Source organism: Polynucleobacter yangtzensis, assembly GCF_027924165.1.
Lineage (GTDB): Bacteria > Pseudomonadota > Gammaproteobacteria > Burkholderiales > Burkholderiaceae > Polynucleobacter > Polynucleobacter yangtzensis.
Genome location: NZ_AP026973.1, coordinates 1,177,949 through 1,202,952, shown reverse-complemented (window position 1 = coordinate 1,202,952; position 25,004 = coordinate 1,177,949). Strand labels below are relative to the sequence as shown.

The following is a 25,004-nucleotide window of genomic DNA, read 5'->3' as shown; positions in this document are numbered from 1 at the left end:
TACTGTAAATCGGCAGTTTTCTACCATTGGATATATGTCTTTAGTTAGCTCTAATACAGTTATCACCTATAACTATGGTTAGCGCTTTAATGAAGCCTTCAAAACCAAGTGGATACAGATTTTGTATTAAACACTTACCAATCTATTTAGTTTGCTCAACTCTTGCGCTTTCTGGCTGTACTTCGCTTATGCAAAGAGAAGGGGACCCACCAAATGGTCCTGCTTATGTTGGATGGTTGCCTGCAACATTTAAAACTCCTATTGATCAGCAGCTACCGCGCCCCAAAGAGGAGTGGTGGCAAGATTTTGGGAGTGAAGAGCTCAATGGCATGGTTGAAACTGCTCTAACCAATAACTTTGACTTAAGGATTGCCATTGCACGTGTATCGCAAACACGTGCTCAAGCAGATATTGTTAAGTCCGCTCAATATCCAACACTAGATGCCAATATTCGTTACGGCATCCAAGGGCCAACTCCTGGCCCTGGTTATGCAGCGAATACCTCTCAGTGGAGCTCGCAGCCTCTTTGGCAGGCAGGTGCTTTGGTGAACTATGAAGTTGATCTCTGGGGCAAAAAAGGCTTTGATACTCAATCGGCATTCTCGCAGGCATTAGCCAGTGAATTCAACCGTCAAGCGGTTGCATTAAGTTTGGTAGGCGATGTCATGACTGTCTACTTCCAAGTGGTGTCATTGGATGAGCGGATTACTGTGAGTGAGAGAAATTTAGAAGCCATTCGGGGGGTGGGTAGAGGTTTAGAGCGCAGGGTGGAGTTAGGTGATGCCACCTTGATCGATTTATCTCAGCAATTAATTTTGCAAAACAATACTGATGCCTTGGTAACAAATTTGAAGCTACAACGCGAACGAGCCATTAATCGTTTGGCTGCTCTTTTAGGCACCACTTCTTCCAGCATCAAAATTAAAGCGAAGTCCGTTGAAGAATTTAAGGCCCCAGTTGTAGCGCCCGGATTGCCGTCTGACCTCTTATGCCGTCGTCCAGATATTCGCAGAGCAGAGGCCTCCCTAGAAGGAGCGGAGGCAGACTTGCTTGCTGCTCGTGCAAATCTATTCCCGACATTTGCTATTACAGGCGGCGGCGGTTATGGCAGCTTTTTACTATCTCAGTTGACCATGCCACAAAGTTTGTTTTACAACATTACTACCAATCTAGTACAAAACATTTTTGATGCTGGTAAACGTCGCGCACAAATTCAATTGGCAAGCGCAAAGAATGTTGAACTCCTTGAGGGATATGCCAATACAGTAGTCGGTGCTATGCGCGATGTAGAAGACGGCCTTGCTGGCGTGGCATTAACTGCCCAAGCATATGCAGCATTAAATGATTCTCGTAATCGTGCCCAACGTTTGGCAGTCATGAGTGCCAAAGTAGTGGAGCGCGGTGGCATGGACTATGTCCAGCTCTATGAAATTCAGCGAACAGTGATCGCATCAGAGGATGCGGCCGTTAGCGCTCGTGGAGACCAACTAATTGCCTCAGTCAACCTCTATAAGGCGATTGGTGGTGGTATGAAATTAGAAAATGATCCCTGCTTAGGAGGCGGTAGCCTGCCACAGGCAAACGCTGAATGGGTAGCTAAGGCCAATAGCGCAGATTCAGTATTTGGCTCTAAACCTGATTTTGTTGTGACACCAAAAGGACAAGTGAACTATCGCGGCACTAACACACCTCTGCCGAACACTGGTATCAAGGCTTTGGAGTCGCCGATGGTTCCGCGTGAGACCTCAGCAAACATTCAATCTACTCCGGTTGGCCAGGAGTCAAAATAATGAAAAATTTCTTACAAAAGATCTGGTCAGTTCTCCAATACTGCGGTCGTTCGTTGAAGTTAGGAGCAATTACTTTATTCGTGGCAGTAAAGTCAGATTTACTCCACCTAGTAGGCCAGCTGAGTAGCAAAAGCAAAACCATTAGTAAAAGTAAGGCGTTTAATAAACAGCAAGCCCAAGATTTACTTTCTGCAAATTTATTAAAGACAAAACCCAGTCATTGGTTGCCTCATTTGAGGGCGCATTGGCAAGCTGCTATCAAAACGATTCGGTTTGAGTGGCAAGAATTTAAAGTTGAAATTTCTATTTTGCTTGAGCGAATTCATCAAATTCGCAATCAAACAAAAGAACAGAAATTGGTGGGAATGTTATCCGCCTTTGATACAGAGAGAAAAACCATTTTAGCGGCCAGTATTGTGATTAATATTTTGGCCTTGGCATTTCCATTGCTGATGTTGCAGTTGTATGACCGCATATTGCCGCATCAATCTTTAGATACTTTGGGGCTATTCGCTATTACTGTAGGAATTGCTGTTGCTCTCGAGTCGATTACACGAGTAGCAAGATCCTATACAACCGCATGGATTTCTGCGCGATTTGAACATAAGGCCATGATGGAAGTGGCCGAAAGAGTCTTGGTGGAGCCTCTTCATGCATTTGAGCGCCAGGGCACAGGTGCTGTAATGGAAAACTTCAAATCAATTTCCAGCCTGAAGTATCACTATTCCGGACAAACCTTTCAGCAGCTAATGGATCTTCCATTTACTCTGTTATACGTACTGATCATTTTTATTCTCAATATCTGGATTGGTTTGGTCGTTACTTTCGGTTATGCAGTATTTGTCTATATCACCTGGAAGATGGGGCGCAATGATCCTGAGTTAATCAAAGAGCAGAAGGCAGCAGATTTGCGCCGTAGTAATTTTTTGAATGAAACGCTGGGCAATATCCATACGATGAAATCAATGTCGATGGAGGCATTGATGTTGCGTCGTTATGAGCGCCTACAAGAATCTGGCGCACGTATCATGGCTCGTATGACCTATGCGAGTGACATGTCATCGGGTGTGGGTAATATCTTCTCGCCGCTAATGACAACCATCATTGTCGCTTTAGGGGCATATCTTGTTATTACGCATCACCTTACTAATGGTGAATTAGCAGCTTGTATTTTGCTGGGAATGCGTTCCTTGGCGCCTTTGCAGCGATTGGGCGGCATGTGGACTAAGTTTCAACAGGATGAAGTACTTCGTGATGGCTTGGCAAAAACTTTGGCTTTGCCTGGATTTTCAAAGGGCACAAGCTATAACGATGACAATGATTTAAAGCCATTTGACGAGGATAAGAAGCCTTCCTCTATTGAGTTGCGCGATGTCAGCTATCAATTTCCTGGTACTCAGAATCGAATTTTTGAGCATCTCAATCTGTCAATTGCTGCAGGAGAGTGTATTGCTATAACTGGCGATACTGGAGCAGGGCGAAGCACATTACTACAACTCATGTCGGGTGTTATAGCGCCAACTGAGGGAAGTGTTTTAGTCAATGGCAAAAGTATTTCAGAAATTGATCTACGGAAAATTTCTGAGGAAATTGCCTATCTACCTCAAACCACGCAAATGTTTGAAGGTTCATTGCTCGATAATGCGAGTGTCTTTGATGCTAAGCGGGTAGATCGTGCATTAGCCACGGCAAAATCTCTTGGTCTTGGAGACTTTGTATCCAAAATGCCACGGGGTTGGGATTCACCAGTGGGGGATATGGCAACCGATTCATTGCCTCCGGGGTATCGTCAGCGGATTGCCATCGTACGTGCGCTTTCTAATCAACCCAGTATCGTTTTAATTGATGATCCGACTTCTACGATTGATTCGGAGGGAGACTCAGTCTTTTTGCGTTTCTTAGAAGCTGTTAAAGGTAAGGTTACCTTAGTAATTGTTTCCCAAAGACCATCTTATTTACGGCTAGCTGATAAAACCTGGTTCTTGAGTGGCGGAACTCTGACTTATATTGAGCCTGGTCAAGTGACCAGCTTAAGCGGTACTCCTATAAATAAGCCTCAGTCGGCTGCTACTGATATTGCCTTAGTAGGTTCTGATTCTGACAAGGGTGGTAGTTATCAAGCGCTGTCAAGCGCAGAGTTTTTTGACTCGCCCTTAAAGCGCGGGCATATTGATTCAAAGCGTTGGGAGCGAACCAATGAAACGGTTAACAGTAATTTTAAAAATGAAACAGATTTATCGGCCTGTCTGACCTTATTGCTTAAGCTAATGAATTCACGTGGTACGCCACGTGAGGTAGCGGAGTCTTTACCTTACTTTACTGAAAGCCTAGATTTGCCAGGCTTTCATAATGCGATGGCTCAGTTAGGTTACAAAGTAGTCAAAGTACATTGTCCGTTGGGCGATTTGGATGCGCGTTCTCTGCCGTGCTTATTTTTACCTGATGACGGGTTTGGCTTTATAGCAATGGGTCGCGTCGGAAAGCACATGCGTAAGGGTGTCAGTGAGTCTGCTGAAGTGGATCTAGAGCCCAATCTGAATATGATGGGCGAAGCATTCTTTTATGAATTAGCAGACAACAAAACACCCGAGAATCGCTCTTGGGTATTTAGGGTGATGTTGCGCTTCTCACCACTCATTGGCCAGGCTACTATTTCCGCTTTGGTTACTGGTCTGGTAATTATGGCTGGACCATTATTCTTGATGGCAGTTTATAGCACCATCATTCCTTCAGGCGCACAAGATACGCTCTTATATTTAGGAATCGGATCTGTACTGGCACTTATCGTTGCGTTCTTTTTTATGCGTCAGCGAGCTCGAATTCTCTCTTATATTGCTGGTCGTATTGAATACCTATTCGGCGCAACCATTTTGCAGCAGGTATTTAAGATGTCTCCAGCCTATACCGAGCGTGCTTCTGTAGGGTCGCAAACATCCCGCTTACAAAGCTTTGAGGCTATTCGTGATTTATTTGTGGGACCACTTGCCTCTACAGTGCTGGAATCTCCCGCCACCATCATTCTATTGATAGCCCTATCCATCATCAATCCAATCGCCCTTTTGGTATTCATCATTATGGCAACGGTATATGGAGTCTTGTATTGGATTTTCTCTGTACCTACTCGCGATCGCGTTGCCGCAGTAAGTAAAGAATCCACCAAGCGAAATGAATTCTTAGTGGAGATGATTACTAAGATGCGTGTGGTACGTGAATGCGGAGCCCAAACTCTCTGGCTAGAGCGTTTTAGAGAGATTTCTGCAAACGCTACTATGGCTTCTTTTAGGGCAGAGCAGATGTCATCGTTATTGATGGGCGTCTCCTACTTTGTCATGATGTTATCTGCTCTCCTGATTGTGACTGCGACTGTTCCAGCAGTGTTTTCTTTGACCGTATCTTCTGGTGCCTTAATTGCCTCCATGATGTTGATGTGGCGGGTGTTAACTCCAATTCAAACAGTCTTTACTAATATGACCCGTATTGAGCGAGTGAGTAACGCTACCCGTCAAATTGATGGCCTCATGAAAATTCAAGGTGAGGGCAATGGTTCTGCAAGCTCCCTGGTTGCTAGAGGATTGGAAGGTTCCGTAGAATTTGCACGCGTTTCTTTCCGCTACTCGTTAAATGTAGATCCTGCATTAATTGGCGTGGAATTTAAAGTATCTCCTGGTGAGATGGTCGCGATTAGTGGCCCTAATGGCGGTGGTAAATCGACATTACTCAAACTCATTTTGGGAATGTACCAACCCCAAGCTGGAGCGATATTGATTGATAACGTTGATATCCGTCAGTTAGACCCGATTGAATTGCGCCGCATGGTCGGATATGCCCCGCAAGATATTCAGCTATTTAGAGCCACGATTGCCCAGAATCTACGCTTAGCACGTCCTGATGCAAGTGATGATGAGGTTTATCAAGCGCTCGATATGGCTGGGGCTCTTGAGCAGGTATTAGCGTTGCCAAGAGGCTTGGAATACCGTGTGGGTGATAACACGAACGATTTGCCAACTAACTTAAAGCAAAAGCTTTCATTGGCGCGCGCCTACTTAACCCGTGCACCAATCATGTTATTTGATGAGCCTGGTGCCGGTTTAGATGAATTGGGCGATCGTAAGTTTATGGAAACCCTAAGAGAGATGAAGGGTAAAACTACGGTGATCTTTATTAGCCATCGTCCTAGTCATATTCGTTTGGCAGACACATTATTAGTTTTGGATAAAGGGTATTTGCGTGCCGCTGGACCACCGAATGAATTATTGAAGCAGCCAGCAGCAGCCTAGAAGAAATGCACCAGTAACTTTTGAAACAAACTTATTACAGCAACGATAGCAAAACCGTTAGAGAGTTAAATTATGAATACGCCGATTGATCAAGAGCCAGAAAAGGGTAGCCGCCTAGTATTAGGTAGTCGCAATGATAATTACATTGCAAAAGCTATCCTGTTAGAAGAGGCTGCGCCACCAGTCTACTGGCAGACCACGGTTAAATTGATCGCCTATTCTTTGGGCGCATTCTTTCTCTGGGCCTTGTTTGCAAATTTAGATGTGGTAGCTACAGCACCTGGTCAGGTAATGCCTATTCAGTCAGTAAAAATCATCCAGCACGTAGATGGCGGAAGAATCGCCGAGATCAATGTAGCTGATGGACAAGAGGTCAAAGAGGGTCAGGTATTAATGCGCCTGAACGATACAGAAGCCAGTGCAGAATATCTCACGCTGACAGCAAAATATTGGAGTTTGTATGCGCGGATTGAGCGCCTACGTGCCTTGTTGGGTGGTCGTAAGGCTGATTTTTCTCCAGTCCCAGAGCAGTACAAACAGCTGGTTGCAGAACAAGAATTTACTCTAAAGACTTCCAAGGATCAGATTGATCAACTTGAATCCGAGATCAAGATCTTAGGTGAGGTCAGCTCAATTAGGGGTGATCTAGCAAAAGAAAAATTAGCGACGCGTGTTCAAGCTTTGGATGCCCAAAGAAACCTAAGTCAAGCCCAAGCAGAGTTATTACGCTACCGCAAAGCTAGCATGGATGATCTCAATACGACTACGGGTGAGCTTGCCCAAGTTGAAGAACAAATGACTAAGCTGAAAGATCGCTTAGAGCGAGTCGATGTTGTTTCTCCTGTAGATGGTGTAGTACAAGACTTAAAATTCCGAACTATTGGTGGTGTCATTCCACCAGGCGCTACTTTAATGAATGTAGTACCCATCGATGGCAAGATGCATGCCGAGGTTCGCGTGCAGCCTACGGATATTGGTTTTGTGAAGAAGGGTGAAGAAGCGCGACTCAAGCTAGGCACTTATGACTTCATGCGTTATGGCACCATTACAGGTCAGGTCGTTATGGTTTCCTCATTTAGCTCTTTAGATGAAAAATCAAACCCATATTTCAAAGTAGTGGTGAGCATTCCACAAAACTTTGTAGGTGATAAAGAGAAAACGATTGAACCTGGTATGACAGTGCAGGCAGACATCATTACTGATCGTCAGTCCGTTCTGAAGTATCTGTTCCGCCCAATCTATGTTGCCTTCTCACAGGGAATGCGCGAGCGTTAAGCGCACATTATTCCAAAATGGAAAAGGCACATTGAGACTGTGGCTACTATGAATTCAGCGATACCAAAAAAGAAGGCAAAGGTGCCCAGCACTTCAATCAGTGCTGTGGCGCCAGCTTCTCGTAAGTCGGCTGAAGATCATGTGTCATTATCGGAGCGCCAACAAGAGATTGTCACTTTGCTCGCGGAAGGAAAGAGCAATAAAGAAATCGCAGATTACCTCAAGATTGGTTACGGTACTGTTAAGCAGCATTTATTTGTGCTGTTTCGCAAGTTAGGCGTAAGTAATCGTACCAAGGCAGTCATCACTGCAAATCAGTTGATGAAAGAATACCCCAATGATTTTGGTGTGAACGCCAAATCATTACCAAAAGGAAAGTTTGCTCTTGCTCGCTCAGGAGCTCACTCCTGGCGCTTAGTATCAGCTGTTGTGATTTCCATTCCAGATACCGCCTTAGCAAGCCCAGAAGAGTTAGATTGGCGTAATCAGTATTTATCAGATCTGCGTGATGTTTTACAAAATTATGTAGATGCACTAGACGGACAGTTTTTGTTATTGCCTTATGGTGGTATGTTGGCTTGGTTTGGCTATCCGCATACGCATTTGGATGATGCCGATCGGGCTGTGCAGCTCGCTCAGTTTGCACAGCAATACTCAAATCATTATTTAGAAAGTGATGCTGCGATTCATCCTGACAAGCGTTCCTTGCATGCCATTGGAATCGGTATTGCATCCAAGCCGGAGATGAGCTCAGATAAGTCCAATGAATTGTTTGCCTCTGATGCCTTTCGTATAGCTGCTGTATTGGCACGTAATGCTAGACCCTTGAAACATCCTTTAGCAGATCTTCTAACTAAAAAATTGGCTCCCTACGGTTTGCCTTGGTTGACGGTAAAAGCTAAAGCCCCTGAGCTATTGCAGGTTGGTGAAATCGTTGCCGTTGGTGAAAGTAGTCATGATCCAGTAGATGTGAGATCCCTTTGGGGAGGCTTGCCATTCTTGGATAATGTCATGGACTCAGTAAAATCCGGTGTAGCGCAATGGGTGGCAGTAGAGTCTTGGCCGCCAGCGTTAGCTACTTCACTCATTGATGCAATTGGTAACGTGGCTCAACTCAATGGCTATCAAGCGATTCATATTCGCACACCAAGTCAGCAGCGTCGCGATAAATTGCTCCAAAGTTTTGCCACCCAAGCAGAAAATAGTCGTGGCGATTTTGATTACAGCGCCCTAGACCTTCCAATTAATGCCGGTGGTGGAGAGCGTCTTGGCGCGTTCTTCGCTCAGCAGTCGATGATCAAACCTTTGGTCATTCAAGTGTATGGACTAAAAGCACTAGAAGCCTTTAAGTATGTTTTAGGCGATCGCGGTATTGATCGCATGGCAGCAAGACCAATCCTAGTTATCGTTGCTAACCTAAAGGAAAAGGGTTCTTCGCAAACCTCTGTGCGATTGCTAGGCCCAAGACCGGTAGAAATGCCGTTCTCCCGCATTTATTCAATGAAAGCTCCTACGCAAGAGTCTTTGCCAGAAAATATACGTGTCGATATGCAGGCCATCTTAGATGAGCTCTCACAACATGCGCAATCGATTGTAATGACTGCTGCTCAAGATTCTAAAAAGCCAATTCAAGAGGCGATTTCTAATTTAAATTTACCTCATCATCAAATTCAAAGTGGTTTGCAAGAGTTGGCAGCAGCAGGATTTATTTCGGCGAGTCAAGCCGGCGGCTTTGAGTTCCGCGATCAAGCCACTGCGGAAGCCATTCAAAATCTGAGTTTGCCTCGCACCTAAGTATTGAAGCCTTTACAGCCATGCGAAAAATATTGGCGATATTTTCGATCTTGTTATTGCAGGTAGCTTGTGTAAATACATCAACACCACCAGCAACGCAAAAAGTAGCGCAAACACAAGCCCAGATACCAAAACAAACACAATCACAATCACTAAGTAATAAATCCAATACTGCTCTGACTGAGGCTGTAGAACAAAGCCAAGGAAAGGTAATGGTGGTTGGTATTAAAGGGCAAATATCTAAGAATGCATTAGAAAAACTCAAGCAATCATTAGGTCAAGTCACGGGAGATCCTATCCCAGCGGGTTTAATCGTTTTGCTCGATTCTCTTGGTGGGGATGGCGTGGCTGCAATGCAGATGGGACGTTTACTTCGTAAGGCTAATGCACATGTCTTTGTGACCGGGCAATGCGCTAGTGCTTGTATTTTTGTATTAGCAAGTGGTGTAGTGAGAGTGGCGCCATCTTATTCAGTCGGCATTCATCGGGGTAGGGTGACGATGAGCGATGCTAATGCCAAGATTATTAAAGAAGTTGATATTAATGAAAATCCGCAAGCTAAAGCCGCTCTACAACACTTTGAAAGTCAGGCGCCTCTCTATTTTGCAGAAATGGGTATGTCGCCAGAGCTTTTTCCGTTCATGCAATCTCATCAATTAAAGGGTGTTTATCGTCTGAGCAGTGCTGAGATCGCGAAAACCAAGTTATCTGGATTTGAAACTGCTTACTTACAACAAAGAACTGCTTTCTATCGTAATCAAACAGGTCCTTATCGCATGGATGAGGATGAGTTTATGAGTCGTACTCAAAAGGTAGCATCTCGATGTTCTGGCTTTGAAAAGCAACACACGGAGTTTATCCGGTGCTATAAACAAACACTGAGAGAGCCTTTTCTCAACTGACACTCTTTAAGTTCGGCAGCACCTGTCAATATAGTTATATAACGAATAACAGGCTTTTGGATGATCTTAAACTTCTTTATAGTCATTGCGTATAGGGCAATTTTGTCCTAAAACTCACTGACATTAGGTCATGGCAGATACACAAAGTAACGTAACCATATCTCAACAAGCCAATGATGCACTGCATCTTGACCTCATGACTTCATTGCAAAAGCTCAGTGTGGTGGAGCAAAACTTTCTTATTCAAGGTCAAAACTACCCTAGTTTCGATTCATCGTTTGAGAATTTAGGGTGCTCTCTTGCCTTTCTGAATTTTGATGTCGTTGCTTGGACGATAGGGGGTAATGAAACTCACAAATCCGCGTTTTATTACGCTCTGGCTATGAAATAATCGTGCTCAATTTTCGCTCTCTTGCTGCTAAAATTTAGGGTATTGATTTTGTAGATGTCAAAAAAATTCAATTGATTCAGGTATTTGCATTTATTTATATAACTATAGTTATATAACCAATATCAGGCTTACTTTTATCTCTTTTAGCGAATAACGTTACTACATAAAGGTAATTGTGCTTTTATGTATTAATTGCAAATGAGTAATGGCCAATAAACCAAGTAACGCATCCTCAAGCCAGCAAGTCAATGATGCCCAGCATCTTGACAATATGACGACTTTGCAGCAGCCCACTGCAGTCGAGCAATCTCCTCTTAACCAAAGTAGCGCACTCAAGGGTGATGCACCGGCCTCTAATTCGCCGACTCCAACTCCAGATAGTCCAAGTTTATTTAATGATCCTAAGAATCCCAATAATAAAGTTGTGGAAGTTGAAGTAGAAAATGGCGATGAGAGTGAAGAAGTTAAAGCTAGTACAGAAGAGTCTGGTAATCAAGATGCTAGAAGCGCTGAAGAATTAGCGAGCATTAATAATAAACAGAATGATGTATTTACAATCCAGGCAAACGGACAGGGCGGTGATGGTAACAACCCCGCTGACACAGCAGGTAATGGAAATTCGTCAAACCAAAATGCTGGCAGTGATGCATCAGTTGGTGGAGGTAGTGCATCCCCTCTCATCAAGGCAAAAGTAAAGGCGGGAGACGCAAGCGCCTCCTCATCTGAGGCACAGAGTAGCGAGAGTGGCTCTTCTTCATCTAATACCTCTTCAGGATCTTCAACTACTTCAGCCTCCTCATCGTCTTCTACCTCTGCAGATAGTTCAGCTACGAGCTTTGTTACACCACAACCGCGATTTATTCCAGATACACCCGCTACCAATGTTAATGAAGCACCTTCCATTACTAGTGGTGCAACCGCTACCTTTGCAGAAAACGCTACCGGTACGGTCTATATCGCTACTGCGACAGATCCCGATGCAGGCACCACATTAAGTTACAGCTTAAGCGGTGCTGATGCAGCACTCTTTAACATTAATAGCAGCACTGGTGTAGTGACCTTTAAAGCGGCACCGAACTACGAAGCTCCAAGCGATGCTGGTGCAAATAATGTCTATGACATTAATGTGATTGCCAGCGATGGTGCCTCAACTGCGACTAAGGCAGTGGCCATTACAGTCACCAACGTTAATGACAACCCAGTCAGCGTCTTGACCGATAGTAATGGTGGCACCAATACCGTTACTGAAAATGCGACGGTAGGTACGGCAGTAGGGGTTACTGCTTTAGCAACCGATACCGATACTGGTACTACCGTTACATACTCTTTAAGCGATAGTGCGGGTGGTAAGTTTGCCATCAATAGCAGCACTGGCGTGGTCACAGTGGCTGGCGCCTTAGATTACGAGACTGCGACAAGCCACACTATTACGGTCTTGGCCACTTCTAGTGATGGCAGTACGAACACCGGTACTTACACCATTGGTGTCGCCAACGTGGATGAAGTAGCGCCCACCATTACCTCTAGCACCACCGCAGTTGCTATTAATGAAAACAGTGGTGCTGGCCAAGTGGTGTATACCGCAACTGCAACCGATAGCGCTGATACCAGTGCTGGCGTGAGCTATAGCCTTAAAGCCGGTGGTGATGCTGCGCTCTTTAGTATCGATAGCGCCACGGGTGCTGTGACCTTAACGGGTAACCCCAATTACGAAACCAAACCTAGCTACAGCTTTACGGTACTCGCTAGTGATGGTGTGAATGCCGCCACTGAAAAAGCGGTCACCTTAGCGATTAATAATCTAGATGAAGTAGCGCCCACCATTACCTCTAGCACCACCGCAGTTGCTATTAATGAAAACAGTGGTGCTGGCCAAGTGGTGTATACCGCAACTGCAACCGATAGCGCTGATACCAGTGCTGGCGTGAGCTATAGCCTTAAAGCCGGTGGTGATGCTGCGCTCTTTAGTATCGATAGCGCCACGGGTGCTGTGACCTTAACGGGTAACCCCAATTACGAAACCAAACCTAGCTACAGCTTTACGGTACTCGCTAGTGATGGTGTGAATGCCGCCACTGAAAAAGCGGTCACCTTAGCGATTAATAATCTAGATGAAGTAGCGCCCACCATTACCTCTAGCACCACCGCAGTTGCTATTAATGAAAACAGTGGTGCTGGCCAAGTGGTGTATACCGCAACTGCAACCGATAGCGCTGATACCAGTGCTGGCGTGAGCTATAGCCTTAAAGCCGGTGGTGATGCTGCGCTCTTTAGTATCGATAGCGCCACGGGTGCTGTGACCTTAACGGGTAACCCCAATTACGAAACCAAACCTAGCTACAGCTTTACGGTACTCGCTAGTGATGGTGTGAATGCCGCCACTGAAAAAGCGGTCACCTTAGCGATTAATAATCTAGATGAAGTAGCGCCCACCATTACCTCTAGCACCACCGCAGTTGCTATTAATGAAAACAGTGGTGCTGGCCAAGTGGTGTATACCGCAACTGCAACCGATAGCGCTGATACCAGTGCTGGCGTGAGCTATAGCCTTAAAGCCGGTGGTGATGCTGCGCTCTTTAGTATCGATAGCGCCACGGGTGCTGTGACCTTAACGGGTAACCCCAATTACGAAACCAAACCTAGCTACAGCTTTACGGTACTCGCTAGTGATGGTGTGAATGCCGCCACTGAAAAAGCGGTCACCTTAGCGATTAATAATCTAGATGAAGTAGCGCCCACCATTACCTCTAGCACCACCGCAGTTGCTATTAATGAAAACAGTGGTGCTGGCCAAGTGGTGTATACCGCAACTGCAACCGATAGCGCTGATACCAGTGCTGGCGTGAGCTATAGCCTTAAAGCCGGTGGTGATGCTGCGCTCTTTAGTATCGATAGCGCCACGGGTGCTGTGACCTTAACGGGTAACCCCAATTACGAAACCAAACCTAGCTACAGCTTTACGGTACTCGCTAGTGATGGTGTGAATGCCGCCACTGAAAAAGCGGTCACCTTAGCGATTAATAATCTAGATGAAGTAGCGCCCACCATTACCTCTAGCACCACCGCAGTTGCTATTAATGAAAACAGTGGTGCTGGCCAAGTGGTGTATACCGCAACTGCAACCGATAGCGCTGATACCAGTGCTGGCGTGAGCTATAGCCTTAAAGCCGGTGGTGATGCTGCGCTCTTTAGTATCGATAGCGCCACGGGTGCTGTGACCTTAACGGGTAACCCCAATTACGAAACCAAACCTAGCTACAGCTTTACGGTACTCGCTAGTGATGGTGTGAATGCCGCCACTGAAAAAGCGGTCACCTTAGCGATTAATAATCTAGATGAAGTAGCGCCCACCATTACCTCTAGCACCACCGCAGTTGCTATTAATGAAAACAGTGGTGCTGGCCAAGTGGTGTATACCGCAACTGCAACCGATAGCGCTGATACCAGTGCTGGCGTGAGCTATAGCCTTAAAGCCGGTGGTGATGCTGCGCTCTTTAGTATCGATAGCGCCACGGGTGCTGTGACCTTAACGGGTAACCCCAATTACGAAACCAAACCTAGCTACAGCTTTACGGTACTCGCTAGTGATGGTGTGAATGCCGCCACTGAAAAAGCGGTCACCTTAGCGATTAATAATCTAGATGAAGTAGCGCCCACCATTACCTCTAGCACCACCGCAGTTGCTATTAATGAAAACAGTGGTGCTGGCCAAGTGGTGTATACCGCAACTGCAACCGATAGCGCTGATACCAGTGCTGGCGTGAGCTATAGCCTTAAAGCCGGTGGTGATGCTGCGCTCTTTAGTATCGATAGCGCCACGGGTGCTGTGACCTTAACGGGTAACCCCAATTACGAAACCAAACCTAGCTACAGCTTTACGGTACTCGCTAGTGATGGTGTGAATGCCGCCACTGAAAAAGCGGTCACCTTAGCGATTAATAATCTAGATGAAGTAGCGCCCACCATTACCTCTAGCACCACCGCAGTTGCTATTAATGAAAACAGTGGTGCTGGCCAAGTGGTGTATACCGCAACTGCAACCGATAGCGCTGATACCAGTGCTGGCGTGAGCTATAGCCTTAAAGCCGGTGGTGATGCTGCGCTCTTTAGTATCGATAGCGCCACGGGTGCTGTGACCTTAACGGGTAACCCCAATTACGAAACCAAACCTAGCTACAGCTTTACGGTACTCGCTAGTGATGGTGTGAATGCCGCCACTGAAAAAGCGGTCACCTTAGCGATTAATAATCTAGATGAAGTAGCGCCCACCATTACCTCTAGCACCACCGCAGTTGCTATTAATGAAAACAGTGGTGCTGGCCAAGTGGTGTATACCGCAACTGCAACCGATAGCGCTGATACCAGTGCTGGCGTGAGCTATAGCCTTAAAGCCGGTGGTGATGCTGCGCTCTTTAGTATCGATAGCGCCACGGGTGCTGTGACCTTAACGGGTAACCCCAATTACGAAACCAAACCTAGCTACAGCTTTACGGTACTCGCTAGTGATGGTGTGAATGCCGCCACTGAAAAAGCGGTCACCTTAGCGATTAATAATCTAGATGAAGTAGCGCCCACCATTACCTCTAGCACCACCGCAGTTGCTATTAATGAAAACAGTGGTGCTGGCCAAGTGGTGTATACCGCAACTGCAACCGATAGCGCTGATACCAGTGCTGGCGTGAGCTATAGCCTTAAAGCCGGTGGTGATGCTGCGCTCTTTAGTATCGATAGCGCCACGGGTGCTGTGACCTTAACGGGTAACCCCAATTACGAAACCAAACCTAGCTACAGCTTTACGGTACTCGCTAGTGATGGTGTGAATGCCGCCACTGAAAAAGCGGTCACCTTAGCGATTAATAATCTAGATGAAGTAGCGCCCACCATTACCTCTAGCACCACCGCAGTTGCTATTAATGAAAACAGTGGTGCTGGCCAAGTGGTGTATACCGCAACTGCAACCGATAGCGCTGATACCAGTGCTGGCGTGAGCTATAGCCTTAAAGCCGGTGGTGATGCTGCGCTCTTTAGTATCGATAGCGCCACGGGTGCTGTGACCTTAACGGGTAACCCCAATTACGAAACCAAACCTAGCTACAGCTTTACGGTACTCGCTAGTGATGGTGTGAATGCCGCCACTGAAAAAGCGGTCACCTTAGCGATTAATAATCTAGATGAAGTAGCGCCCACCATTACCTCTAGCACCACCGCAGTTGCTATTAATGAAAACAGTGGTGCTGGCCAAGTGGTGTATACCGCAACTGCAACCGATAGCGCTGATACCAGTGCTGGCGTGAGCTATAGCCTTAAAGCCGGTGGTGATGCTGCGCTCTTTAGTATCGATAGCGCCACGGGTGCTGTGACCTTAACGGGTAACCCCAATTACGAAACCAAACCTAGCTACAGCTTTACGGTACTCGCTAGTGATGGTGTGAATGCCGCCACTGAAAAAGCGGTCACCTTAGCGATTAATAATCTAGATGAAGTAGCGCCCACCATTACCTCTAGCACCACCGCAGTTGCTATTAATGAAAACAGTGGTGCTGGCCAAGTGGTGTATACCGCAACTGCAACCGATAGCGCTGATACCAGTGCTGGCGTGAGCTATAGCCTTAAAGCCGGTGGTGATGCTGCGCTCTTTAGTATCGATAGCGCCACGGGTGCTGTGACCTTAACGGGTAACCCCAATTACGAAACCAAACCTAGCTACAGCTTTACGGTACTCGCTAGTGATGGTGTGAATGCCGCCACTGAAAAAGCGGTCACCTTAGCGATTAATAATCTAGATGAAGTAGCGCCCACCATTACCTCTAGCACCACCGCAGTTGCTATTAATGAAAACAGTGGTGCTGGCCAAGTGGTGTATACCGCAACTGCAACCGATAGCGCTGATACCAGTGCTGGCGTGAGCTATAGCCTTAAAGCCGGTGGTGATGCTGCGCTCTTTAGTATCGATAGCGCCACGGGTGCTGTGACCTTAACGGGTAACCCCAATTACGAAACCAAACCTAGCTACAGCTTTACGGTACTCGCTAGTGATGGTGTGAATGCCGCCACTGAAAAAGCGGTCACCTTAGCGATTAATAATCTAGATGAAGTAGCGCCCACCATTACCTCTAGCACCACCGCAGTTGCTATTAATGAAAACAGTGGTGCTGGCCAAGTGGTGTATACCGCAACTGCAACCGATAGCGCTGATACCAGTGCTGGCGTGAGCTATAGCCTTAAAGCCGGTGGTGATGCTGCGCTCTTTAGTATCGATAGCGCCACGGGTGCTGTGACCTTAACGGGTAACCCCAATTACGAAACCAAACCTAGCTACAGCTTTACGGTACTCGCTAGTGATGGTGTGAATGCCGCCACTGAAAAAGCGGTCACCTTAGCGATTAATAATCTAGATGAAGTAGCGCCCACCATTACCTCTAGCACCACCGCAGTTGCTATTAATGAAAACAGTGGTGCTGGCCAAGTGGTGTATACCGCAACTGCAACCGATAGCGCTGATACCAGTGCTGGCGTGAGCTATAGCCTTAAAGCCGGTGGTGATGCTGCGCTCTTTAGTATCGATAGCGCCACGGGTGCTGTGACCTTAACGGGTAACCCCAATTACGAAACCAAACCTAGCTACAGCTTTACGGTACTCGCTAGTGATGGTGTGAATGCCGCCACTGAAAAAGCGGTCACCTTAGCGATTAATAATCTAGATGAAGTAGCGCCCACCATTACCTCTAGCACCACCGCAGTTGCTATTAATGAAAACAGTGGTGCTGGCCAAGTGGTGTATACCGCAACTGCAACCGATAGCGCTGATACCAGTGCTGGCGTGAGCTATAGCCTTAAAGCCGGTGGTGATGCTGCGCTCTTTAGTATCGATAGCGCCACGGGTGCTGTGACCTTAACGGGTAACCCCAATTACGAAACCAAACCTAGCTACAGCTTTACGGTACTCGCTAGTGATGGTGTGAATGCCGCCACTGAAAAAGCGGTCACCTTAGCGATTAATAATCTAGATGAAGTAGCGCCCACCATTACCTCTAGCACCACCGCAGTTGCTATTAATGAAAACAGTGGTGCTGGCCAAGTGGTGTATACCGCAACTGCAACCGATAGCGCTGATACCAGTGCTGGCGTGAGCTATAGCCTTAAAGCCGGTGGTGATGCTGCGCTCTTTAGTATCGATAGCGCCACGGGTGCTGTGACCTTAACGGGTAACCCCAATTACGAAACCAAACCTAGCTACAGCTTTACGGTACTCGCTAGTGATGGTGTGAATGCCGCCACTGAAAAAGCGGTCACCTTAGCGATTAATAATCTAGATGAAGTAGCGCCCACCATTACCTCTAGCACCACCGCAGTTGCTATTAATGAAAACAGTGGTGCTGGCCAAGTGGTGTATACCGCAACTGCAACCGATAGCGCTGATACCAGTGCTGGCGTGAGCTATAGCCTTAAAGCCGGTGGTGATGCTGCGCTCTTTAGTATCGATAGCGCCACGGGTGCTGTGACCTTAACGGGTAACCCCAATTACGAAACCAAACCTAGCTACAGCTTTACGGTACTCGCTAGTGATGGTGTGAATGCCGCCACTGAAAAAGCGGTCACCTTAGCGATTAATAATCTAGATGAAGTAGCGCCCACCATTACCTCTAGCACCACCGCAGTTGCTATTAATGAAAACAGTGGTGCTGGCCAAGTGGTGTATACCGCAACTGCAACCGATAGCGCTGATACCAGTGCTGGCGTGAGCTATAGCCTTAAAGCCGGTGGTGATGCTGCGCTCTTTAGTATCGATAGCGCCACGGGTGCTGTGACCTTAACGGGTAACCCCAATTACGAAACCAAACCTAGCTACAGCTTTACGGTACTCGCTAGTGATGGTGTGAATGCCGCCACTGAAAAAGCGGTCACCTTAGCGATTAATAATCTAGATGAAGTAGCGCCCACCATTACCTCTAGCACCACCGCAGTTGCTATTAATGAAAACAGTGGTGCTGGCCAAGTGGTGTATACCGCAACTGCAACCGATAGCGCTGATACCAGTGCTGGCGTGAGCTATAGCCTTAAAGCCGGTGGTGATGCTGCGCTCTTTAGTATCGATAGCGCCACGGGTGCTGTGACCTTAACGGGTAACCCCAATTACGAAACCAAACCTAGCTACAGCTTTACGGTACTCGCTAGTGATGGTGTGAATGCCGCCACTGAAAAAGCGGTCACCTTAGCGATTAATAATCTAGATGAAGTAGCGCCCACCATTACCTCTAGCACCACCGCAGTTGCTATTAATGAAAACAGTGGTGCTGGCCAAGTGGTGTATACCGCAACTGCAACCGATAGCGCTGATACCAGTGCTGGCGTGAGCTATAGCCTTAAAGCCGGTGGTGATGCTGCGCTCTTTAGTATCGATAGCGCCACGGGTGCTGTGACCTTAACGGGTAACCCCAATTACGAAACCAAACCTAGCTACAGCTTTACGGTACTCGCTAGTGATGGTGTGAATGCCGCCACTGAAAAAGCGGTCACCTTAGCGATTAATAATCTAGATGAAGTAGCGCCCACCATTACCTCTAGCACCACCGCAGTTGCTATTAATGAAAACAGTGGTGCTGGCCAAGTGGTGTATACCGCAACTGCAACCGATAGCGCTGATACCAGTGCTGGCGTGAGCTATAGCCTTAAAGCCGGTGGTGATGCTGCGCTCTTTAGTATCGATAGCGCCACGGGTGCTGTGACCTTAACGGGTAACCCCAATTACGAAACCAAACCTAGCTACAGCTTTACGGTACTCGCTAGTGATGGTGTGAATGCCGCCACTGAAAAAGCGGTCACCTTAGCGATTAATAATCTAGATGAAGTAGCGCCCACCATTACCTCTAGCACCACCGCAGTTGCTATTAATGAAAACAGTGGTGCTGGCCAAGTGGTGTATACCGCAACTGCAACCGATAGCGCTGATACCAGTGCTGGCGTGAGCTATAGCCTTAAAGCCGGTGGTGATGCTGCGCTCTTTAGTATCGATAGCGCCACGGGTGCTGTGACCTTAACGGGTAACCCCAATTACGAAACCAAACCTAGCTACAGCTTTACGGTACTCGCTAGTGATGGTGTGAATGCCGCCACTGAAAAAGCGGTCACCTTAGCGATTAATAATCTAGATGAAGTAGCGCCCACCATTACCTCTAGCACCACCGCAGTTGCTATTAATGAAAACAGTGGTGCTGGCCAAGTGGTGTATACCGCAACTGCAACCGATAGCGCTGATACCAGTGCTGGCGTGAGCTATAGCCTTAAAGCCGGTGGTGATGCTGCGCTCTTTAGTATCGATAGCGCCACGGGTGCTGTGACCTTAACGGGTAACCCCAATTACGAAACCAAACCTAGCTACAGCTTTACGGTACTCGCTAGTGATGGTGTGAATGCCGCCACTGAAAAAGCGGTCACCTTAGCGATTAATAATCTAGATGAAGTAGCGCCCACCATTACCTCTAGCACCACCGCAGTTGCTATTAATGAAAACAGTGGTGCTGGCCAAGTGGTGTATACCGCAACTGCAACCGATAGCGCTGATACCAGTGCTGGCGTGAGCTATAGCCTTAAAGCCGGTGGTGATGCTGCGCTCTTTAGTATCGATAGCGCCACGGGTGCTGTGACCTTAACGGGTAACCCCAATTACGAAACCAAACCTAGCTACAGCTTTACGGTACTCGCTAGTGATGGTGTGAATGCCGCCACTGAAAAAGCGGTCACCTTAGCGATTAATAATCTAGATGAAGTAGCGCCCACCATTACCTCTAGCACCACCGCAGTTGCTATTAATGAAAACAGTGGTGCTGGCCAAGTGGTGTATACCGCAACTGCAACCGATAGCGCTGATACCAGTGCTGGCGTGAGCTATAGCCTTAAAGCCGGTGGTGATGCTGCGCTCTTTAGTATCGATAGCGCCACGGGTGCTGTGACCTTAACGGGTAACCCCAATTACGAAACCAAACCTAGCTACAGCTTTACGGTACTCGCTAGTGATGGTGTGAATGCCGCCACTGAAAAAGCGGTCACCTTAGCGATTAATAATCTAGATGAAGTAGCGCCCACCATTACCTCTAGCACCACCGCAGTTGCTATTAATGAAAACAGTGGTGCTGGCCAAGTGGTGTATACCGCAACTGCAACCGATAGCGCTGATACCAGTGCTGGCGTGAGCTATAGCCTTAAAGCCGGTGGTGATGCTGCGCTCTTTAGTATCGATAGCGCCACGGGTGCTGTGACCTTAACGGGTAACCCCAATTACGAAACCAAACCTAGCTACAGCTTTACGGTACTCGCTAGTGATGGTGTGAATGCCGCCACTGAAAAAGCGGTCACCTTAGCGATTAATAATCTAGATGAAGTAGCGCCCACCATTACCTCTAGCACCACCGCAGTTGCTATTAATGAAAACAGTGGTGCTGGCCAAGTGGTGTATACCGCAACTGCAACCGATAGCGCTGATACCAGTGCTGGCGTGAGCTATAGCCTTAAAGCCGGTGGTGATGCTGCGCTCTTTAGTATCGATAGCGCCACGGGTGCTGTGACCTTAACGGGTAACCCCAATTACGAAACCAAACCTAGCTACAGCTTTACGGTACTCGCTAGTGATGGTGTGAATGCCGCCACTGAAAAAGCGGTCACCTTAGCGATTAATAATCTAGATGAAGTAGCGCCCACCATTACCTCTAGCACCACCGCAGTTGCTATTAATGAAAACAGTGGTGCTGGCCAAGTGGTGTATACCGCAACTGCAACCGATAGCGCTGATACCAGTGCTGGCGTGAGCTATAGCCTTAAAGCCGGTGGTGATGCTGCGCTCTTTAGTATCGATAGCGCCACGGGTGCTGTGACCTTAACGGGTAACCCCAATTACGAAACCAAACCTAGCTACAGCTTTACGGTACTCGCTAGTGATGGTGTGAATGCCGCCACTGAAAAAGCGGTCACCTTAGCGATTAATAATCTAGATGAAGTAGCGCCCACCATTACCTCTAGCACCACCGCAGTTGCTATTAATGAAAACAGTGGTGCTGGCCAAGTGGTGTATACCGCAACTGCAACCGATAGCGCTGATACCAGTGCTGGCGTGAGCTATAGCCTTAAAGCCGGTGGTGATGCTGCGCTCTTTAGTATCGATAGCGCCACGGGTGCTGTGACCTTAACGGGTAACCCCAATTACGAAACCAAACCTAGCTACAGCTTTACGGTACTCGCTAGTGATGGTGTGAATGCCGCCACTGAAAAAGCGGTCACCTTAGCGATTAATAATCTAGATGAAGTAGCGCCCACCATTACCTCTAGCACCACCGCAGTTGCTATTAATGAAAACAGTGGTGCTGGCCAAGTGGTGTATACCGCAACTGCAACCGATAGCGCTGATACCAGTGCTGGCGTGAGCTATAGCCTTAAAGCCGGTGGTGATGCTGCGCTCTTTAGTATCGATAGCGCCACGGGTGCTGTGACCTTAACGGGTAACCCCAATTACGAAACCAAACCTAGCTACAGCTTTACGGTACTCGCTAGTGATGGTGTGAATGCCGCCACTGAAAAAGCGGTCACCTTAGCGATTAATAATCTAGATGAAGTAGCGCCCACCATTACCTCTAGCACCACCGCAGTTGCTATTAATGAAAACAGTGGTGCTGGCCAAGTGGTGTATACCGCAACTGCAACCGATAGCGCTGATACCAGTGCTGGCGTGAGCTATAGCCTTAAAGCCGGTGGTGATGCTGCGCTCTTTAGTATCGATAGCGCCACGGGTGCTGTGACCTTAACGGGTAACCCCAATTACGAAACCAAACCTAGCTACAGCTTTACGGTACTCGCTAGTGATGGTGTGAATGCCGCCACTGAAAAAGCGGTCACCTTAGCGATTAATAATCTAGATGAAGCCCCGGTTTTTAGTGCCACTAGCGGAGTATTAACAATTGTTACCAATGCTAATACAACAGCTTTCACCATCACAGGTGGCGAAGGAGTTTTATCTAATTACTTTGCTGATCCAGAGTCAAATAGTGTTGGCCTTGATGCGTCACCAATAATTCTTGCTAGTTCCTTGGGCTCTATTTCTGCAACCAACACTGGAGCAGCGAGTGTTGCATCCGTAGGCAATCTCACAATGACCGATAACGGCACATTAGATGGTAGCTTCAGCATAGTGGCAACTGATGGCTCTTTAGCCAGTACGGCTGCTACTGTTGCTCTCGATAACAATCTAGCAACTGTTCTCACGCTCAATGCAGCCGCAACTGGCGACTCCATTATTTACAATTCCCAAACTGGTGCTGGAATCTTGACTGGTGGAGCTGGAAACGATTATTTAATTGGTAATACCGGCGCTGATTCCCTGACTGGTGGTCTTGGTAACGATACGATGACGGGTGGCGCTGGTAACGACACCTTTAATGTGAACTCTGGCATTGATAGAATTACCGATCTGGGTGCAAGTGATATCTTGGTAGTGAGTGCTGCTGCTACAGCAAATGCCACTGTTACTAGCGCCTTTACGGCAACTGCATCAACTTCTAACGCAGGTACCGCTAACCTAACTTCCGGTGGTTTCGCAGTCAATCTCGCCGCAGTCACAGGCGGAACAAATGGCTACACTGTTACCAATACCGGAGCAGCTGCCGCCCTTACCGGTAGTGCCAAGAACGATACCCTAATTGGTGGCGCTAATAACGACACTCTGACGGGTGGCCTTGGAGCAGATACGCTGACGGGTGGTCCTGGTGCTGATACCTTTGTTATTAATGCTAGCGATTCTTTTGCGGCACTTGGTGGAACTGGTAATAACGGAACTATCGTTGGATATGATGTTATTAAAGATTTCAATACAGCGGTTGATTTAGATATCTTGAGTTTGCCGGGCACAGTTACTGCCGTAGCCAACACTGCAGGTACTAATGGCACAGACTCAGCGCTTACTATTGGAGGTCTCCCTGTTGCCTCTCATGCCATCACCAATGGAATGATTACCTTTGATGATGCAAATACCTATGCAGCACCATTGACACTTACGTCAATGGAAAATGTTGCTGCAGTTGTAGATTATCTACAGAAAAATGATCTTGGTGCTGGCAATAATCTAGTGGCCTTTACTGCAAATATTGGTGGCACAGCTCACACCTATGTTTATGATCAAATAACAAATGCAATCCCTGGTACAAACTCTACAAGATCACTACTGGTAGATCTTGAAGGTGTAACAATTACCAACCTCTCCACTCTTATTGGTAGTAGAGTCACCCCAATTGCAATTGACTTAAATGGTGATGGTGTTCAATACCAAAGTCTTGGTGCTGGCATAGCGCACGATTACGAAAATTCTGGCCATGCTCTAAATACTGCATGGGTTTCAGCTCAGGATGGTTTGTTGGCTCTAAAACTCCCTGGCGATAATGTTGATATTACGTTTGCAACTCAAGCCGGAGAAACTGACCTTGAGGGTCTTGCAAAAGTCTACGATACCAATTTCGATAAGATTTTAGATGCACATGATGCCGGATTTAATGACTTTGGAGTATGGCAAGATGCTGATAGCGATGGTGTAGTAGATGCTGGTGAGTTCCTGTCTCTAGCTGACCGCGGCATTATCAGTCTATCTTTAACTTCCAATGGAATTATTAATACAGCTGCAGATGGCGATGTCTTAATCTATGGTCAAACTACATATACCATGACCGATGGCAGTACTGGTATTGCAGAAGACGTTGCTTTTGCTGTGAGCGATATTATTCAAGGCGATGGAAATGGCGTTCAAGATATCTACCAAATCGCCTCTGTTGCTAATAGTCCATTAGCCATTGATGACTTTAATGCCGATGAAGGTGATTTCGTAGATTTATCTGCCATTCTTAATCAATCGAATAGTGTTCACTCTACGATTGCCATAGATGCCGATGGATCTACCAACTCACATTCCACCATTACCGTCAATATTGGTGGTGTTGATTACGAAGTTGCCACTCTTTATGGCAAAGAGGTTGGTGTTGGGGATGTGCTAGGAGACCATGCAGGCGGAGCATCATTAACTGATTCTCTTAATGGGGCTGACTGGACTGATGTGGTTGATATCTCAAGTGAGCATGGTGGTCCTGCCTCTATTTCTGAGGCGGGTGGCTCACTTACCAATACCTATAGCAATGAAGGGGGTGATTGGACTGTGCAGATTAAATCTGGTACAGCTACGGTGGATGCAGCCAATAAAGAAATCAACTTTACTAGCGACAATGCGGAAAATCTGGCCATTATTACCACTGCCGACGGCACATTGCATGAGATTGCTAACGTAGATAAGATCTTATGGCGTTGATTGGCAACTGCTAATAGTCCAAGTCAATTCCAGCAGAATAGGGGGCTAACCAATTCCAAGTCTTTCATTAACTTTGGAGATCGGCGATGTCTTTAGATAAGAGTATCGCCACCCCAGCAACCCCTTTTGTGTTCAAAAATTAGCTATCTTATTTTGAAAAATTCCTATCAGTAAGATAGGGCGGTCACGTAACCCAAGCTATCTGGAGCCCATTTACAGAGAGGTTTATTGCTGAAATATAGT

At 46.9% G+C, this 25,004-nt stretch carries 7 protein-coding genes; all 7 read left to right on the top strand.

The features are described 5' to 3' along the window. Window positions 1-74 precede the first annotated feature (74 nt). The 7 genes from QMF28_RS06000 to QMF28_RS05970 all read left to right on the top strand — a co-directional run bounded on the left by QMF28_RS06000 (window position 75) and on the right by QMF28_RS05970 (window position 24,761). Complete coding sequence (locus QMF28_RS06000) at window positions 75-1,790, top strand: efflux transporter outer membrane subunit (protein ID WP_345739963.1); 1,716 nt, start codon at window positions 75-77, stop codon at window positions 1,788-1,790. After that, window positions 1,790-6,067, top strand: a complete 4,278-nt coding sequence (locus QMF28_RS05995) for a peptidase domain-containing ABC transporter (RefSeq protein ID WP_281741695.1) — start codon at window positions 1,790-1,792, stop codon at window positions 6,065-6,067. Before QMF28_RS06000 ends, QMF28_RS05995 begins: the two co-directional genes overlap by 1 nt. 72 nt (window positions 6,068-6,139) lie before the next feature. Beyond that, window positions 6,140-7,342 carry a beta-barrel domain-containing protein gene (locus QMF28_RS05990; protein WP_281741694.1) on the top strand — a complete coding sequence of 401 codons (1,203 nt, stop codon included), beginning with the start codon at window positions 6,140-6,142 and terminating at the stop codon, window positions 7,340-7,342. 48 nt (window positions 7,343-7,390) lie between these two features. Next, window positions 7,391-9,136, top strand: coding sequence for a LuxR C-terminal-related transcriptional regulator (locus tag QMF28_RS05985; RefSeq protein WP_281741693.1), 1,746 nt, complete (start codon window positions 7,391-7,393; stop codon window positions 9,134-9,136). A gap of 20 nt (window positions 9,137-9,156) precedes the next feature. Continuing rightward, entirely contained in the window at window positions 9,157-10,038 is an 882-nt protein-coding gene (locus QMF28_RS05980) for a hypothetical protein (protein ID WP_281741691.1), read from the top strand. 130 nt (window positions 10,039-10,168) lie between these two features. Next, window positions 10,169-10,429, top strand: coding sequence for a hypothetical protein (locus QMF28_RS05975; RefSeq protein WP_281741689.1), 261 nt, complete (start codon window positions 10,169-10,171; stop codon window positions 10,427-10,429). 205 nt (window positions 10,430-10,634) lie between these two features. Next, entirely contained in the window at window positions 10,635-24,761 is a 14,127-nt protein-coding gene (locus tag QMF28_RS05970) for a cadherin domain-containing protein (RefSeq protein WP_281741688.1), read from the top strand. Window positions 24,762-25,004: the final 243 nt, after the last annotated feature.